Consider the following 17,371-nt stretch of genomic DNA (forward strand, 5'->3'; position numbering starts at 1 on the left):
AGGAGGGATTTTTTATTTTAGTTGATGTCTTTTATTTTTTATTATAGAGCGTTGATAGGCATTAAGAATTTCTGTTTTGGCTGAATCAGCATTTTTCCATTCTCTTATTGTCACCCATTTATTGGCAGTTAAATCTTTATAATGTTGAAAAAAATAACAAATTTGTTCACGCAAAAACGTTGGGCATTGATCTATATCTTGAATTAAATGATATTGATTTGATATTTTATTGTTAGGTACTGCTATGATTTTATAATCTTCTCCTTCTTCATCAATCATATCAAGCATTCCGATAGGTTTACAATTAATTACAGATCCTATAAGTAAGGGATAGGGAGTGGGCACTAATACATCAATAGCATCTCCGTCTAGAGATAGTGTATTATTGATATATCCGTAGTTACAAGGATAAAACATAGGGGTTGAGATAAATCTATCCACAAAAACAACTCCAGTTTCTTTGTCTATTTCGTATTTTATAGGACTTGAATGTGCTGGAATCTCAATTATGACATATATATCTTCTGGAATGTTATTTCCAGCCAAAACCTGTTGTAGTGTCATGTCATCTTGCCTTTATATATTCTGATAGTAACATATAGCACTTAAGTAGTATGCGCATATATTAATAAAGCTGCATCTATAACAATTAAAAATATAAATAATAATTTGTATATTTAACAGATAAATATTTTTTATAAAAATTTATTTATATGTTACAAAATTTTTTATATATTAGTCAAGTATAAGGTATGTTATGTTAATGTTTATTAATGATATCTGTGTATTATAAAATAAGCCAAGTTTTTTAAAGCTTTTTTGTACGGTGATGCAGGTAAAATACTTAAACAAGAAATAGCTTGATTAATTTTAGTTTCTGCGCATTTTCGAGTGTATTCTAATGACCCATATTGTTGCATTGTATTTAAAATAATATTTAATAAATGTCGGTTATTGCCATTTTTAATCGCTTGGCGTATAATTGAAGCTTCTTTAGGTGTGCTATGATGAATAGCATGCAGTAAAGGAAGAGTAGGTTTTCCTTCGTTTAAATCATTGCCTGTGTGTTTTCCAAACAAGATAGTATTTGATGTATCATAATCTAGTACATCATCGATTAATTGAAATGCTATTCCTATATATTTTCCATAATTACCTAGGGCTTGTTCTTGTTTAATATCTGCGTTAGCCAAAATTGCTGATGTTTGAGAAGCCACTTCAAATAAACGAGCTGTTTTATTATAAATAATCTTCATGTAATGGTTAATAGTAATAGTGGGATCATGGCAATGTATTAATTGCATGATTTCTCCTTCTGCAATAATATTCACTGCATTAGCCATTAAAGAAAGTATACGTAAGGATTGTAACTCTGTCATCATTTGAAAAGCACGGGTATAGATAAAATCGCCTACTAATACACTAGCAGCATTTCCAAACATTATATTAGCAGTTATTTTGCCTCGTCTCATTTCTGATGTATCTACAACATCATCATGTAATAAGGTAGCTGCATGAATAAATTCTATTAAAGTGGCTATAATAACGTGCTGGTTTTTTTTATAAGTTAATGATTTTGCTATTAATAAAACCATGCTTGATCGAATTTTCTTACCTCCACTATTAATGATATATTGAATCAATTTATTAATTAAAGTTATTTTTGATTTTAGTCGTTTATGAATTTCAAAATTAACGTTAATTATATCTTGTTGAATGAGTTTATTTATTTGGTTGATATTCATGTTATCATAGATAATTGTAGTTAATTTTTAATATAGTAGTGTGTTTTAATTTTATTAATTATGTTGAGAAACATGATTTTTTAATGTATAAATATCTGATTTAAGTAAGGTATGATAATATCAGATTATAACGAGAGATGGATTATTATTTATGTATGCAGTTTTTCAAATTGGAAGTAAGCAGTATTATGTTTGTGCGGGGGAAATTATTTATATTGATCGAATGATTGCTAATATCGGGAGTCGTATTGAATTTAATCAAGTTCTTTTTATTAAAGATAATGATTGTATTCAGATTGGTAATCCGTTTATTAATTCTGGTAAGGTTGTAGCGCAAATCATTTGTCATGATCGGTGTAAAAAGATAAAAATTATTAAATTTCGTCGTCGAAAGCATTTTCGAAAATCTCAAGGCCATCGACAACATATTACAAAAATAAAAATTTTAAATATACAAAGTAGTTAATTTTTTCTTATAAGCATAGTAACATTATTTTATATTGTGCAGAATGGGTTAAATATATGGCGCATAAAAAAGCTGGTGGATCTACGCGTAATGGTCGAGATTCAAAAGGAAAACGATTAGGGATTAAACATTTTTCGGGAGAATTTGTTTCTTCAGGTAGTATTATTGTTCGACAACGTGGAAGTAAATTTCATCCGGGCCAATATGTAGGTTGTGGAAGAGATTATACTCTGTTCGCTTTAAAGAGTGGAAAAGTTTTGTTTGAGAAAAAGAAGAAATTAAATCGGAGATTAGTTAGTATTATATACTTATCATAAATATACTGAAAAGTAAATTGATTGGGGATTATTTTCATTGTTTGTCGCAATAATAAATAATATGTGAAATAGATAATTGTAAGAGTGTTGTAATGATGAAATTGTGCTGTTCTTTTTACATAAATTTGTTGTGAGTTGAATGCTTGGTATAGATATAAAAAAATTTAGGTGTAAAATTAGTAATATGATTATTAGTTAAGTAGTGAGGAATATAAATGATATAATTCAGAAGAAGATTAAAGTATTGTATCATGCCATTAAGGTTAGGAATAATTAAAAGTGAAATTTGTTGATGTGGTTAATATTACTGTAATAGCAGGCACAGGGGGGAATGGATGCATTAGTTTTATTAAAATAGGGAGAAATAAATTTTTTAGAAAACCAAACGGGAGTAATGGAGGAGATGGAGGGAATGTTTGGTTATTATCTGACTCTAATATTAAAACTTTAAGTTATTTTAGTAGCCACCGTATATTTAAAGCTGGTAATGGAGTATCAGGTCGTAGTCGAGGTCGTTCAGGAAAACGCGGAAAAGATATGATTATACATGTCCCAGTAGGTACTCGTGTTAGTTGTTTAAAAACAAATGCATTGTTAGGAGATATGATAAATCAAAAAAATGGAACTTTGTTGTTAGTGGCTAGAGGAGGGCGGCACGGTGTAGGTAATAATGGAGTTAAGTTTTTAAGAAATAAGCATTATAAAAATAATAGCAATATTTTATGTTGGGATCGAGTTCAAGGAAGATCGGGAGAAATTCAACATTTATTGTTAGATTTATTTTTAGTAGCAGATGTGGGGGTTTTTGGTTTACCGAATTCTGGAAAATCTAGTTTTGTTAGTATGGTGTCTCAGGCCAAATCAAAAGTGGCAGATTATCCGTTTACTACCCTTACTCCTAAATTAGGTGTAGTGCAAGTAGAAGATAAAAGTGTTGTAAATAATAGTAGCTTTGTGATAGAGGATGTTCCAGGTATAATTAAAGGGGCATCTACAGGGTCGGGTTTGGGATTACGATTTTTAAAACATTTACAACGTTGCCAAATGTTGTTGCATTTTGTTGATATAAATCCCGCAGATAAATCTGATCCAGTAAAAAATATTATTGATATTGAACAAGAATTGAAAGCTTATGATAGAAGATTGATTGATAAAACTAGATGGTTAGTTTTTAATAAAATAGATTTATTAGATGAATTTAAACTAGAAGATAGAATAAATTCTATAATTAGATCTGTGCAATGGAACAGTCGTTATTATGCAATTTCTGTAACACATAAGATAAATATATCCTTATTGTGTTGGGATATTGTTCAGTTTATAAATAAAGATGGTTTTATTGAATCGGCAAACAGCAAGGTTTGATACGTTATCAAAACAGTATGGTGTGTTATTAGATTTAGGATATAACAATAGGGGTACATGATCAATTTTTTCAGTAGTGTTTTTTTAGAGGGAGGGTTCTGAGCAATGGATGTGATTTTAGATTTATTACGGGTTATTTATAAAAATAAATATATATGAATTCAGTGTTTATATTAGTGTAAGATAACGATATTGTGATTATGAAAATGAAGAAATTCCCTATGACTTTACGTGGAGTGGAACAATTAAGAGAAAAATTAGATTATTTAAAAAACGTGTTGCGTCCGATAATTACAAAGAGTATTTCTGAAGCTCGAAGGCATGGAGATTTAAAAGAAAACGCTGAATATCACGCTGCTCGAGAACAACAAGGTTTTTGTGAAGGACGTATTCGGGAAATAGAATATAAGTTATCAAATGTGTATATCGTTGATGTCACTAAAGTAATTTCTGATAAGAAGGTTGTGTTTGGCGTGACGGTTTGTATTGAAAATGTGATAACTCAATGTAAAAAAATATATCGTATTGTTGGTGATGATGAATCTAATTTAAAAAAGAATATGATTTCTATTAGTTCTCCTATAGCTCAAGGTTTAATTGGACATAAAGAGGGAGATATTGTGCTCATTAGTACTCCGAATGGGAAAATAGAATATAGAATTGTTAAAATTGAGTATTTAGAAGAATAATAGGGGTATTTATATGAGCATAAGTACAGATAGTGTAATTATGATAAAACGCAAATATATGATGCATATATAATATATATTATTATAGGAATATAGTTATGATGTAGTGATATTTAGAAGATAGTATAGAAGATTCTATACATATAGGGTCATTTTATATATCTAAAATATAGAAAAAGGTTTATATTAATGGCTAATATTTGTTTTATGGTGTTTTTAGTAATTATAATTTAATCAGTTGAAGTTATAAAATTTATTCTCGGTAGATTTAGATTATTCTATAAAGTGAATAACAGATAATTTTGATATATAACAATTACATGTTAAATAAAAAATGTTTTACACGTACGTTTAAATGGTCTAAAAAGTATTATATAGATAAATACTCAAATGAAGCGAAAGTTCGAAAATTGAGGTCGCGCTCTTGGTTTAAATTACAATTTATTGATCAGATTGATGTATTATTTAAAAAAGGCACAACAGTGATAGATTTAGGATCAGCTCCTGGAGGTTGGTCTATTTATGCTGCAAATAAAATAAATAATACAGGGTATATTATGGCATGTGATATATTGCCTATGAAGACTATTTATGGGGTTGATTTTGTTCAAGGTAATTGCGCAGATCTTAAAGTTATTAATAAAATATGTTGTTGGGCAAAAGATAAAAAAGTGCAAGTTATTTTATCGGATATGTCTCCTAAAACAACAGGAATATCGGTAATTGACGTCTATAATTCTATACATCTTGGAAATATAGCATTAAATATATGCAAGTATGTTTTAGTGTTTGAGGGATCATTTGTAGTAAAAATTTTTCAAGGAAAAGGTTTTGAACAATATTTACATAATGTAAAATCTTTATTTTTTGATGTAAAGATTCGTAAACCGAGTTCTTCGAGATGTAATTCTCGTGAAGTTTATATCGTAGCAAAAAAGTTTAAATATAAATATGACATGATTAATATATTATGATTTTATTTTATATTGGTAGGATTTACTAAAATTGGTTAAAACGAGAGAGAGGTTATTCTGTTGAGTGATATGGTAAAAAACCTAATTCTTTGGTTAGCTATTGCGGTAGTGTTGATTTCTTTATTTCAAAATTTTGGGGATAATAACTCAAGTAATCGTAAGGTGGATTATTCTACTTTTATGTATGAGTTAAATCAAGATCAAATTAAAGAAACACGTATTAATGGTAGAGAGATTATTGTTATAAAAAAAGATAGTAGTCGTTATATTACTTATATTCCAGTAAATGATCCAAAATTACTTGATTTTCTTTTAGAAAAAAAAGTGAAAGTAGTGGGAGAGCCACCAGAAGAACCGAGTTTGATTGCATCTATATTAATTTCTTGGTTTCCTATGTTGTTGTTAATAGGAGTTTGGATTTTTTTTATGCGTCAAATGCAAGGAGGTGGTAAAGGAGCAATGTCTTTTGGAAAAAGTAAAGCGAGGATGCTGAATGAAAACCAGATTAAAACGACTTTTGCGGACGTTGCAGGATGCGATGAAGCAAAGGAAGAAGTAAAAGAGTTAGTAGATTATTTGCGTGAACCAAATAAGTTTAAGAAATTGGGTGGAAAGATACCTAAAGGTATTTTGATGGTGGGCCCTCCAGGAACTGGTAAAACTTTATTAGCTAAAGCGATAGCTGGAGAATCTAAAGTTCCTTTTTTTACTATTTCAGGGTCTGATTTTGTAGAGATGTTTGTAGGAGTAGGTGCCTCTAGAGTACGAGATATGTTTGAACAAGCAAAAAAATCAGCTCCTTGTATTATTTTCATTGATGAGATCGATGCAGTTGGAAGACAAAGAGGAGCAGGATTAGGAGGAGGTCATGATGAGCGAGAACAAACTTTAAATCAAATGTTGGTAGAAATGGATGGATTTGAGGGAAATGAAGGAATTATTGTAATAGCTGCTACTAATAGACCAGATGTATTAGATCCAGCCTTATTAAGGCCTGGAAGATTTGATCGTCAAGTTATAGTAGGATTACCAGATATTAGAGGTCGAGAACAGATATTAAAAGTACACATAAAAGTAGTACCATTATCTCCAGATGTTAATATATCAGTTATAGCGAGAGGTACTCCTGGATTTTCAGGAGCAGATTTAGCTAATCTTGTAAATGAAGCTGCTTTATTTGCCGCTAGGGAGACGAAAAATTCAGTATCTATGGCGGAATTTGAAAAAGCTAAAGATAAAATCATGATGGGAGCAGAACGACGTTCTATGGTTATGACAGAAATTCAAAAAGAATCTACAGCATATCATGAAGCTGGTCATGCTATTATTGGTAGATTAGTTCCGGAACATGATCCTGTTCATAAAGTCACTATTATTCCTCGTGGCCGAGCTTTAGGAGTAACATTTTTTTTGCCAGAAGTGGACGCTCTGAGCATGAGTAAGCAAAAACTAGAAAGTCAGATTTCTACGTTGTATGGAGGAAGATTAGCTGAAGAGATAATTTATGGTGTAAATAGAGTATCTACTGGATCTTCTAATGATATTAAAGTCGCTACATCTATTGCTCGAAATATGGTAACTCAGTGGGGATTTTCAGAAAAATTAGGTCCATTATTATATGCAGAAGAAGAAGAAGAAATATTTCTTGGTAGATCAGTAGCTAAGGCAAAAAATGTGTCTGATGAAACTGCTCGTATTATTGATCAAGAAATAAAATTGTTAATTGAAAAAAATTATTTAAGAGCTCGAACATTGTTAATAGAAAATATCGATATTCTTCATGCGATGAAAGATGCATTAATTAAATATGAGACCATTAATGCTTCTCAAATAGATGATTTAATGGGTCGTAAAATAACACAAGATCTGTTACATGATGCTGACAATATAAAAAAAATAAAAAATGATAAGGTAGATAATATATATCCTGATACTCCAGAAGAATCAAAATCTATAAGTAAAAAATCTTATAATAATAATCCAAATGTAGTATCGTAATAGTAGAATAGGGCGTATTTATAGTAAATAAATATTTTTTGTTATTTATTTATCTATATTTAAAATTGTTATATATACATATTATGTTATTGAGTATATTATTAACAATAATTTTTTTAAAATATTTTATGAAATTAGTTGCAAATGAGCGAGTATTAGATCTTTCGTATACTCAAATTATGGGTATTCTAAATGTTACTCCTGATTCTTTTTTTGACGGAGGATTGTATAATACTGTGCCCAAATCAATTGATCATGTAGATAAAATGATTTCTAATGGAGCTACTTTAATTGATATTGGAGGAGAGTCTACTAGACCAGGATCTAAGAGAATTAGTGATGAAGAAGAATTGGAACGTGTATTACCGGTGATACAAGCTATTGTAAATCGTTTTGATATTTTTATTTCGGTGAACACTTCATCTGCATTAGTAATTAAAGAAAGCGCTCAATTGGGAGTACATTTAATTAATGATGTTCGATCTTTAGCCGATGTTGAAGCAATGAAAGCTGCAAAGTATTCTAATCTTCCAATATGTTTAATGCATATGCAAGGTAGTCCAGATACTATGCAAAAACTTCCTAGTTATCATAATGTTGTTCATGAGGTATTCGATTATTTTAAGGATCAAATTACACGGTGTCAATTAGCGGGTATCAATAAAACTCGTTTATTACTTGATCCTGGTTTTGGGTTTGGAAAGAGTTTTCAACATAATTATCAATTATTATCTAATTTGAAATATTTTCATCATTTTAATTTACCTTTATTGATAGGGATATCTAGAAAATCTATGTTACATTGTAATAATAATACTTATTGCGTAAAAAACAGATTGGCAGGGAGTATAGCGTGTGCTGTAATTGCATCAATTCAGAAAGTTCAAATTATTCGGGTTCATGATGTTAAAGAGACAATGGAAGCATTACGGATAGTTAAAATTGTGCAAGAAGAAAGATTGTAGTAGAAATAGGAGTTTATATATGAATCAACTGAAGTATTTTGGAACTGATGGAATTAGAGGAAGAGTTGGGTTTTCTCCAATTACTCCAGATTTTATGCTTAAATTAGGATGGGCAGTTGGAAAAGTTTTAGGTTATCGTAGTACAAAGCGATCTAAACAAGTGATTATAGGAAAAGATACTCGTATCTCTGGATATATGTTGGAATCAGCGTTAGAATCAGGATTAGCAGCAGCTGGTTTATCTGCTTCATTAACTGGGCCGATGCCTACTCCAGCTATCGCATATTTAACTCGAACTTTTAGAGCTGAGGTTGGTATTGTGATTTCTGCCTCGCATAATCCATTTTATGATAATGGGATTAAATTTTTTTCTATAAAAGGTACGAAATTAGACGATTATGTAGAGCGTTCTATTGAAATAGAATTAAAAAAATGTTTAACGTGTGCTGAACCTCAATTATTAGGAAAAGCGAGCCGTATTGCAGATGCTGTAGGACGTTATATTGAATTTTGTAAAAGTACATTTCCTACTTTTTTGAGTTTGAAAAAATTGAAGATTGTTGTAGATTGTGCTAATGGAGCTACTTATCACATTGCTCCGAATGTGTTTAGAGAATTAGGAGCAGATGTGATACCTATTTTTTGTCAGCCTAATGGAATAAATATTAATAAAAAATGTGGAACTATGGATATCAGTCAGTTAAAAACTAAAGTTTTATCAAAAAAAGCAGATTTAGGGATTGCTTATGATGGAGATGGAGATAGAGTAATAATGGTAGATCATATTGGAAATACAGTTAATGGAGATCAAATGTTATATATATTAGCTAGGGAATATTTATATAGCAAAAAATTGGATGGAGGGATAGTAGGCACTCTTATGAGTAATATGGGATTGGTGATAGCATTAAAACAATTAAATATTCCTTTTGTGCGTGCCAATATTGGGGATCGTAGTGTATTATCTATGTTAAAAAAAAAAGGATGGTATATTGGTGGAGAGAATTCAGGACATATTATTTTATTAAATAAAACTACTACTGGGGATGGAATTATTGTTGCGTTACAAATATTATCTACGATGATAATGAATCGTGTTAGTTTATATGAGTTATGCCGTAATATACATTTGTTACCTCAGATTTTAATTAACGTATATTGTTTTGGTCTATCTAATCTCTTAAAATCTCATTTAGTTAAAAAGGAAGTTCAGGTAGTAAAGAAGGAATTATTAGATCAAGGTAGGATATTATTACGTCAATCTGGAACTGAGCCATATATTAGAATTATGGTGGAAGGCAATCGGTATAGTAAAATTTTGTGTTTAGCTAAAAGAATTGCTTCGGTTATTAAAGAAGAAATAAATAAAGTAAAAAATTAATGGTATAAAATTCATTTTTGTTTAAATATAATAAAATTTTGTTCAGTATGTATAGGAATGGTACAAATTATGTATCAGTTTTTTTTAGTTACATTTGTTATAATAGCTATAATTTTGATTATTTTAATTATGTTGCAACAAAATAATGGCAATAGTATGGGAGGAGGATTTGATTATCGTTCTTTGGGGGATATGTTAAATTCTGGATCTTTTAATGATAATATAACTCGTGTGATTGTTATTTTAGCCATATTATTTTTTGTTTTTAGTTTAGTGTTAGGTAATATGAATAGTAAATGTAATGATCATGTGTATTTTCAGAATGATAGCAACAAACATAAAGATGAAAATGATATACATAAATAAATATATATAGATTATCAAGAAGAAATGATAGTGCAATAGTTGTTTTCTAATTGGGCAGGACTATGAGCTGTGTTTATTATGGAAAAAATTATAGTGTACGTATCAGATTCAATATACAAAATAGTATATTGTGTATTAAGTATATTACATTATTTTTATTTGAACGCCGAGGTGGTGAAATATAGGTATACACGCTATCTTGAGGAGGTAGTTTCTTATATTAAGAATTGCGGGTTCGAGTCCCGTCCTTGGCATTCAAATAAAAATATAAATTAGTAGTTGATTTTTTTTGATTTTTAAAATACAATGAGAACGTTTAATCGCGGGGTGGAGCAGTATGGTAGCTCGTCGGGCTCATAACCCGAAGGTCGTTGGTTCAAATCCGACCCCCGCAACCACGTTATTGTATAATAGTGATAGTAGTAAATGAAATTCAGATTTATGAAGTTTTATAATGTGATTTATTTTCCTTGATTAAATACAAAAAGTATCAAACTATAAAAGATATTATTGATTGCAGCTGTGTAACTTCAATGCACATTAGTCTTTCCTATTTGAAGGAGGTAGAAGCTGTTTTTTCTTATTTTTTCTAATACAATATTTATTTAAATATTCGAATAGTATTAAAGGAACTTATGTTTAATGATGTTTTAGAAACATATATGTACCTATGTAAAGTTAATTAAAATTTTTGCATGTATTGTAACTTTGTATATTTAGATATTATACTATTATTGTCAATGTAAATACAAAAAGGAAAAAAGTTAAAAAATTATTCTAATAATGTTGTTAGCAACTGAGTAATTGAGATCACTAGGATGAATAAAGAAATTTTATTTGTGGTAGAGGCTGTTTCTAATGAAAAATCGGTGCCTAAAGAAAAAATTTTTTTGGCATTAGAATCAGCTTTAATCACTGCGACTAAAAAACAATACCAACAAGATATTGATATAAGAGTGACAATTGATCGAAAGTCGGGAAAAATATGTACTTTTCGTAGGTGGATTGTAGTAGATCAAGTTGTTCATCCTACTAAAGAAATTACGTTAGAAGCCGCTCGTTTGGAGAATTCAAAAATTAGTATAAATGATTATATTGAAGATATCGTTGAATCTGTTGGATTTGATCGAATTACAACTCAAACAGCTAAACAAGTAATTATTCAGAAATTACGTGAAGCAGAACGTATGATTATTATTGAGCAGTTTTTAAATCGTCAAGGAAGTATTATTACGGGAGTAATAAAAAAAATAAATAGAAATGCTATTCATGTAGATTTAGGAAATAATGCAGAAGGTATAATTAAAAGAGAAGATATGTTGCCTAGAGAAAATTTTAGATTAGGGGATCGAATACGTGGAATATTATGTTTAGTAAAACCTGAGTCTAAGGGGCATCAATTATTTATAAGTCGTACTTGTACTGAAATGTTAATTGAATTGTTTCGTATTGAGGTTCCTGAAATCGGAGAAGAAGTTATTACAGTAAAATCAGCAGCTAGAGATCCTGGATCTCGATCTAAAATTGCTGTCAAAACAAATGATAAGCGTATTGACCCGATAGGAGCGTGTGTTGGTATGAGAGGTGCACGTGTACAAGCTGTTTCTAGTGAATTGGGAGGAGAACGGATTGATGTTATATTATGGGATGATAATCCTGTTCAATTTGTTATTAATGCTATGTCTCCTGCGGACGTTGTTTCTATTATTGTAGATGAAGATAAACATTCAATGGATATTTCAGTTGATGAATCAAATTTAGCTCAGGCTATTGGTAGAAATGGGCAAAATATTCGATTAGTCTCTCAATTAAGTGGATGGGCATTGAATGTAATGACAACTCATGAATTGGAGAAAAAACGACAATCTGAATTGTATAATACAATAAATATTTTTGTTCATGTATTAAATATAGATGAGAAATCTGCTAGAGTTTTAATTGATTCTGGATTTTCTTCGTTGGAAGAATTGGCATATGTACCTATTACAGAATTATTGTCAATAGGGGGGGTATTTGATATAAAAACAGTAGAACTCTTAAGATCTAAGGCAAAACAAGCTTTAACAAATTTCACTGAATCTGGTGGTAGCATCGGGTCTATGCATAAAAGTAATCAAGATAATTGTGATAGTGTTAATGCAGTATCGGAATTATTAAAGTTGTCTGGGTTGAAATATGAAATAGCGTTAAAATTAGTTGAGCACGGCATTTATACATTACAGGATTTAGCTGAACAAGATATTTTAAGTTTATCTGAAATTAAAGAGCTAACAACAAAGGAAATTGGGGATTTAATCATGGAAGCTCGTAATATTTGTTGGTTTAATCGTAACAACAAATAAGTGATATAATATATTTTTAATTCAATGTTAATATAAAGGGTTATTATGACATCGTCGCACATGACAATTCAGACATTTGCTATTGAGATGCAGATGTCTGTAGATCGTCTAATACAGCAGTTTTTAGATGCAGGAATTACTAAAACTGCGTTTGATTTTGTTACAAAAAAAGAAAGAGAAATTTTGTTTAAACATATGAATTGTAATAAAATAGCAGTGTTTAATAAGCTTTCTTTACAAAGAAAGATACGTAGTACTTTAAATGTATCTAGTATGGATGGAAAAAATAAAAAAATACAAATAGAAGTGCGTAAAAAACGTGTATATATGGTGAAATGTTCTATTCAAGATTCTTATTCTGTTGCTCAATCGCATATTTTGTTACAGAATAAGAAAAAAAATAATAATCTTAAACATGACGATAGTGAGTTGGTTGTCGAATGTAATTTAAAAAATAGCAAGTCAATGCCTGTATATGCTAATAATATAGATATTTCTGTTTTTACCCCAAAAAGTGTAGTAGAAGAAGATTGTTCGAGTGCAATGCGTGTTCTTTGTCCTACGGAGAAAAAATTAGAAACGAAGATTTGTTGCGTTGTTGATCACAAGACTCAGAAACTTGAAAATATAAGAAAACAAAAAGGACCATTAGATAGTAAAGGTAATAAATTTAATTATGATCAAGATTTAAATAATGTATTAGAGATCAAGAAAAATATTTCTGATAATTTTCATAAGGTTATTCCCTCGAATGAAGTAATACAAGATAATAGTAATAAATTAGAAAATGATCGAAGAAGTAATGGCAATAAAATTCGTTTAAGATATAAGAATTTAGGGAAAGTAATTAAACATAAACGATATTGTAAATCTAAGTCGTATATAGATATAATGAATGAATCTGAGAAAGAAGAAAAGTTATGTGTTTCTACTACTACATATCGTGTTAATAAAAATAAAAGAAAAAAAAGTATTTTGTTACAAAGTTTTAATAAACCTGTTGACATGATATCTCGAGACGTTGTGATAGGAGAAACAATTAGCGTTTCAGAACTGTCCAATAAAATATCGGTAAAAAGTTCATATATGATTAAAGTTATGATGAAATTAGGATTAAGCATAACTATTAATCAAGTTTTGGACCAAGAGACTGCGCAATTAATTGTAGAAGAAATGGGGCATCGGGCTATTTTACGGCGTGAAAATGAATTAGAAGAATTAGTGATGCATCATGGAGATTTAAATCAAATTTCTGATTCCTCTGTTAGTTCTATTAATAAAATGGTTTACAAAAATAGAGCTCCAATTGTAACAATTATGGGGCATGTTGACCATGGGAAAACCTCTCTTCTTGACTGTATTCGTTCTACAACTATTACTTCTTCTGAAGTTGGCGGTATTACTCAAAGTATAGGAGCATATTGTGTGAATACTGCAAATGGAGGGATGATTACTTTTTTAGATACTCCTGGTCATGAAGCGTTTACACGAATGCGTGCTCAAGGTGTTAAATTAACTGATATTGTTGTTTTGGTAGTAGCTGCAGATGATGGAGTAATGCCACAAACTATTGAATCTATTAATCATATTCATAATGCTAATGTACCAGTGATAGTAGCTATAAATAAGATTGATAAGTCTAAAATTAATATTGATCGAATTAAACAGGAATTAAATAATTATAATTTAATTCCAGAAGAGTGGGGTGGACATACTCAGTTTGTAAATATTTCGGCTATGTTAAAGATAGGAATTAATGATTTAATAGATTCGATTTTATTACAATCAGAAATGTTGGAATTAAAAACGGTTCATTATGGAATGGCAAAAGCTGTGGTTATTGATTCATTTCTAGATAAAAGTCGAGGTCCTGTTGCTTCTGTTTTGGTCCGTGAAGGAGAATTAAAGTGTGGAAATATTATTTTATGTGGCTCAGAATATGGTCGAGTTAAGGCAATGCGTAATTCATTTGGACGTCTTATTGAGTCTGCTGGTCCATCAATTCCGGTAGAGTTATTGGGTTTATCAGGAACTCCTGTATCTGGGGAAACATTAGTCGTAGTGAGTAATGAAAAGAAAGCTAAAGAAGTAGCTTTATATAGAAAAGAGAAAAAACGTGAAATAAAATTGTCGAGTAATTTAGAGCAATCTACACTAAAAAATATTTTCAATAATATTAATTCTACAAGTAAAGTTTCTGAATTAAATTTTATTGTTAAATCTGATACTGATGGAGCTGCTGAAGTTATTTGTGAGTCTTTAAAAAAATTAGTAGTTAATGGAATTCTAATGAAGATTGTATCTGTATCTATTGGTAATATTACTGAAACTGATGCTGTATTGGCATCAGCTTCTAAAGCTATTATTCTAGCTTTTAATATTAAAGCTGATATTGCGGCTCGAAATATTATTGAATCACATCATATAGATGTTCGGTATTATGCCGTGATTTATGATTTATTAAATTCAGTTCAACAATTGATATGTAGTAAATTAACTCCAAAACATAAATATGAAATCATTGGATTAGCTAAGGTTCGTAATATTTTTAAATCTCCTAAGAATGGGATAATAGCTGGTTGTTTAGTAACTCAAGGTGTGATGAAATCCCATAAAAAAGTAAAAATAATACGTAATGATGTTGTGATTCATGAGGGAGAATTAGAATCATTACGTCATTTTAAAAATGATGTGAATGAAATTAGAAGTGGTGTAGAATGTGGTGTGGGGATAAAAAATTATAATGATATTTGTGCTGGAGATGTTATTGAGGTTTTAGATATTAAATAAAAATCATAATGAATAAAGTATTATAAGTAATAACATGTTTAATTATGTATATTATATATACAATTATGTTTGTTTTTGCGTCGATTAGGTAATGTTAATAAATCGCTGAGATAATTTTTAAAATACGATATAGTACATCGATATGTGTAATAAATGTAATTTAAATAATTAGGGAATTCAAAATGTATACTAGGAGATCGAATCGTATTCAACGTATTTCTCAAGAAATTCAAAGAAAAATTTCTGTGATTATACAACAGAAGGTTCATGATCCTCGTATAGGAGTTCCTACTATTTCAGGAGTACAAGTGTCAAAAGATTTAAGATATGCCAAGGTTTTTATTACCTTTTTGGATAAGAATAGTTCAGAAGAGATTAACAGTGCTATTGCTATATTACAAAAAGCTTCTTGTTTTATCCGATTTTTATTAGCTCGTTCTGTGAATTTTCGTATCATTCCAATATTATCATTTAAATATGATTCCTCATTGATGGTGGGATTAAGGGTAGGAGATTTGGTATCACAGTTAAATAAAAAAAATTATATATAAAATTAGTAATGAACATACATGTAAATAAATGAAAAGATATTTAAATTTGTCTAAGAGACAAATACATGGTATTTTGTTTTTAGATAAGCCATCTGGATTTTCTTGTAATTTTGTTTTAAATAAAATTAAAAGTTTCTTTTATGTAAAAAAGATTGGATATGCTGGAACTTTAGATCCATTAGCAACAGGCATGTTGCCTATTTGTTTTGGAAAATCGACAAAATTTGCTACATATTTGTCGAATTCTGATAAACGATATTTAGTTTCAGCTAAATTAGGAGAAAGTACTGATACCTTCGATTCAGATGGAGTAATTATACGTGTTTCAACTGTTCAATGTAGTGAAAAAAAAATAGAAAATTGTTTGAGCTCTTTTGTAGGTAAATCTTATCAAATTCCTCCAATGTTTTCAGCTGTGAAATATCATGGGGTGCCTTTATATAAATATGCCAGAAAAGGTATTTGTGTATTTAGAAAACCTAGAGAAATTTATGTATACAGTTTATCTTGTATTAATAAAATAGATAATATCATTGATTTAGATATTTATTGTTCTAAGGGAACTTATATACGTAGTATAATACATGATATAGGGGAATGTTTAGGATGTGGAGCACATGTTATAAGGTTACGTCGATTAATGATATCACAATATGTGCCTGATTTTATGATAAAAATTAAAACTATAGAAGATATTTTTTATAATACAGTTCTTAATGACACGGAAGTATTAAATAATCTTGATAAATTGCTAGTAGCTCAAGAAAATCTTGATAGATTCAAATAATTTATAACTTATTAGAAATTACAGTCTTTAATAGTTTATTATATTATATATATAATTTTAAAACTAGTGTGTTTTTATATACATGTTATGCAATCGTATAATATTAAGAGTATAAAGGTAAAAAGATTGTTTAATAATAATTGTATGTTAGATTAAAGATGAAGATGCAAATTATATTTTTATAGAATTAAGAAGTGATAAATGTGTTTTGTTTAATATGTTTAAAGAGTACAATTTTAAATTGTTATTTTTTATGAAAGGTAGTGTATATGTCTTATAATATGAAAAAAAAAAGTGAGATTATTTTAAAATTTGGGCATAATATTAAAAATACTGGAATTACTGAAGTACAAGTAGCTTTATTGACTGATCGTATTAATCATTTAAAATGCCATTTTGATAAGAACAGAAACGATCATCATAGTCGTTATGGCTTATTAAAGTTAGTTGCTCAACGTCGTAAATTATTAAAATATTTAAGAAACAATAGTATTTTTCGTTATAATAATTTAATTAAAATTTTAGAATTGCGTCATTAAATATAAAACAATCGGTTAATTTTGATAATCAAATGATTGATTTTAGTTGAATAATTAATTCAAGTTTGTGAGATATATTTGGTAGATACATTATCT

General features: G+C 29.3%; 16 protein-coding genes and 2 tRNA genes. 16 read left to right on the forward strand and 2 right to left on the reverse strand.

Features of this window, described 5'->3' with window-relative positions:
• Window positions 1-12: 12 nt before the first annotated feature.
• Together ppa and ispB are read right to left on the reverse strand one after the other, a co-directional pair.
• On the reverse strand, window positions 13-564 hold the full coding sequence (gene ppa / locus BVAF_RS00445; protein WP_013516425.1) for an inorganic diphosphatase: 552 nt from the start codon (window positions 562-564) through the stop codon (window positions 13-15).
• A 206-nt stretch (window positions 565-770) separates the two neighbouring features.
• Entirely contained in the window at window positions 771-1,745 is a 975-nt protein-coding gene (gene ispB, locus BVAF_RS00450) for an octaprenyl diphosphate synthase (RefSeq protein ID WP_013516426.1), read from the reverse strand.
• 151 nt (window positions 1,746-1,896) lie between these two features.
• Between ispB and rplU the strand changes: the two genes are divergently transcribed.
• The 16 genes from rplU (at window position 1,897) to rpsO (ending at window position 17,275) form a co-directional block, all read left to right on the forward strand.
• Window positions 1,897-2,211, forward strand: coding sequence for a 50S ribosomal protein L21 (rplU, locus tag BVAF_RS00455; protein WP_013516427.1), 315 nt, complete (start codon window positions 1,897-1,899; stop codon window positions 2,209-2,211).
• A gap of 56 nt (window positions 2,212-2,267) precedes the next feature.
• The gene (gene rpmA, locus BVAF_RS00460; protein WP_013516428.1) at window positions 2,268-2,528 is read left to right on the forward strand and encodes a 50S ribosomal protein L27; all 261 of its coding nucleotides are present in this window, start codon (window positions 2,268-2,270) and stop codon (window positions 2,526-2,528) included.
• A 279-nt stretch (window positions 2,529-2,807) separates the two neighbouring features.
• Window positions 2,808-3,893, forward strand: coding sequence for an Obg family GTPase CgtA (gene cgtA, locus BVAF_RS00465; protein ID WP_013516429.1), 1,086 nt, complete (start codon window positions 2,808-2,810; stop codon window positions 3,891-3,893).
• A gap of 206 nt (window positions 3,894-4,099) precedes the next feature.
• Window positions 4,100-4,582 carry a transcription elongation factor GreA gene (gene greA / locus BVAF_RS00470; RefSeq protein WP_013516430.1) on the forward strand — a complete coding sequence of 161 codons (483 nt, stop codon included), beginning with the start codon at window positions 4,100-4,102 and terminating at the stop codon, window positions 4,580-4,582.
• A 320-nt stretch (window positions 4,583-4,902) separates the two neighbouring features.
• Entirely contained in the window at window positions 4,903-5,556 is a 654-nt protein-coding gene (locus BVAF_RS00475) for an SAM-dependent methyltransferase (protein WP_013516431.1), read from the forward strand.
• Between the two features lie 69 nt (window positions 5,557-5,625).
• Window positions 5,626-7,554, forward strand: coding sequence for an ATP-dependent zinc metalloprotease FtsH (gene ftsH, locus BVAF_RS00480; RefSeq protein WP_044026117.1), 1,929 nt, complete (start codon window positions 5,626-5,628; stop codon window positions 7,552-7,554).
• Window positions 7,555-7,682: 128 nt separating this feature from the next.
• Entirely contained in the window at window positions 7,683-8,519 is an 837-nt protein-coding gene (gene folP, locus BVAF_RS00485) for a dihydropteroate synthase (protein WP_013516433.1), read from the forward strand.
• 19 nt (window positions 8,520-8,538) lie between these two features.
• A complete protein-coding gene (glmM, locus tag BVAF_RS00490; protein WP_013516434.1) occupies window positions 8,539-9,900 on the forward strand; it encodes a phosphoglucosamine mutase in 1,362 nt (453 codons plus the stop codon).
• Between the two features lie 69 nt (window positions 9,901-9,969).
• Window positions 9,970-10,266, forward strand: a complete 297-nt coding sequence (gene secG, locus BVAF_RS00495; RefSeq protein WP_013516435.1) for a preprotein translocase subunit SecG — start codon at window positions 9,970-9,972, stop codon at window positions 10,264-10,266.
• A 165-nt stretch (window positions 10,267-10,431) separates the two neighbouring features.
• A tRNA-Leu gene (locus BVAF_RS03210) sits at window positions 10,432-10,520 on the forward strand.
• Window positions 10,521-10,587: 67 nt separating this feature from the next.
• Window positions 10,588-10,664, forward strand: a tRNA-Met gene (locus BVAF_RS00500).
• A gap of 420 nt (window positions 10,665-11,084) precedes the next feature.
• Window positions 11,085-12,608, forward strand: coding sequence for a transcription termination factor NusA (gene nusA / locus BVAF_RS00505; RefSeq protein WP_013516436.1), 1,524 nt, complete (start codon window positions 11,085-11,087; stop codon window positions 12,606-12,608).
• A gap of 60 nt (window positions 12,609-12,668) precedes the next feature.
• The gene (infB, locus tag BVAF_RS00510; RefSeq protein WP_013516437.1) at window positions 12,669-15,398 is read left to right on the forward strand and encodes a translation initiation factor IF-2; all 2,730 of its coding nucleotides are present in this window, start codon (window positions 12,669-12,671) and stop codon (window positions 15,396-15,398) included.
• A 182-nt stretch (window positions 15,399-15,580) separates the two neighbouring features.
• Window positions 15,581-15,949, forward strand: a complete 369-nt coding sequence (gene rbfA / locus BVAF_RS00515; protein ID WP_013516438.1) for a 30S ribosome-binding factor RbfA — start codon at window positions 15,581-15,583, stop codon at window positions 15,947-15,949.
• A 28-nt stretch (window positions 15,950-15,977) separates the two neighbouring features.
• Entirely contained in the window at window positions 15,978-16,736 is a 759-nt protein-coding gene (gene truB / locus BVAF_RS00520) for a tRNA pseudouridine(55) synthase TruB (RefSeq protein ID WP_013516439.1), read from the forward strand.
• Window positions 16,737-17,005: 269 nt separating this feature from the next.
• Complete coding sequence (gene rpsO, locus BVAF_RS00525; protein WP_013516440.1) at window positions 17,006-17,275, forward strand: 30S ribosomal protein S15; 270 nt, start codon at window positions 17,006-17,008, stop codon at window positions 17,273-17,275.
• Window positions 17,276-17,371: the final 96 nt, after the last annotated feature.

Origin of the sequence: Candidatus Blochmanniella vafra str. BVAF (assembly GCF_000185985.2) — a bacterium.
Classification (GTDB): Bacteria; Pseudomonadota; Gammaproteobacteria; order Enterobacterales; family Enterobacteriaceae; genus Blochmanniella; species Blochmanniella vafra.

Bases quoted from the DNA above. Each gene is read 5' to 3' on its own strand.
- BVAF_RS00475 (WP_013516431.1), top strand. From the start codon at position 4,903: ATGTTAAATAAAAAATGTTTTACACGTACGTTTAAATGGTCTAAAAAG.
- glmM (WP_013516434.1), top strand. From the start codon at position 8,539: ATGAATCAACTGAAGTATTTTGGAACTGATGGAATTAGAGGAAGAGTT.
- ppa (WP_013516425.1), bottom strand. From the start codon at position 564: ATGACACTACAACAGGTTTTGGCTGGAAATAACATTCCAGAAGATATA.
- rplU (WP_013516427.1), top strand. From the start codon at position 1,897: ATGTATGCAGTTTTTCAAATTGGAAGTAAGCAGTATTATGTTTGTGCG.
- rpsO (WP_013516440.1), top strand. From the start codon at position 17,006: ATGTCTTATAATATGAAAAAAAAAAGTGAGATTATTTTAAAATTTGGG.
- truB (WP_013516439.1), top strand. From the start codon at position 15,978: ATGAAAAGATATTTAAATTTGTCTAAGAGACAAATACATGGTATTTTG.
- secG (WP_013516435.1), top strand. From the start codon at position 9,970: ATGTATCAGTTTTTTTTAGTTACATTTGTTATAATAGCTATAATTTTG.
- rpmA (WP_013516428.1), top strand. From the start codon at position 2,268: ATGGCGCATAAAAAAGCTGGTGGATCTACGCGTAATGGTCGAGATTCA.
- greA (WP_013516430.1), top strand. From the start codon at position 4,100: ATGAAGAAATTCCCTATGACTTTACGTGGAGTGGAACAATTAAGAGAA.
- rbfA (WP_013516438.1), top strand. From the start codon at position 15,581: ATGTATACTAGGAGATCGAATCGTATTCAACGTATTTCTCAAGAAATT.
- infB (WP_013516437.1), top strand. From the start codon at position 12,669: ATGACAATTCAGACATTTGCTATTGAGATGCAGATGTCTGTAGATCGT.
- folP (WP_013516433.1), top strand. From the start codon at position 7,683: ATGAAATTAGTTGCAAATGAGCGAGTATTAGATCTTTCGTATACTCAA.
- nusA (WP_013516436.1), top strand. From the start codon at position 11,085: ATGAATAAAGAAATTTTATTTGTGGTAGAGGCTGTTTCTAATGAAAAA.
- ispB (WP_013516426.1), bottom strand. From the start codon at position 1,745: ATGAATATCAACCAAATAAATAAACTCATTCAACAAGATATAATTAAC.
- ftsH (WP_044026117.1), top strand. From the start codon at position 5,626: ATGGTAAAAAACCTAATTCTTTGGTTAGCTATTGCGGTAGTGTTGATT.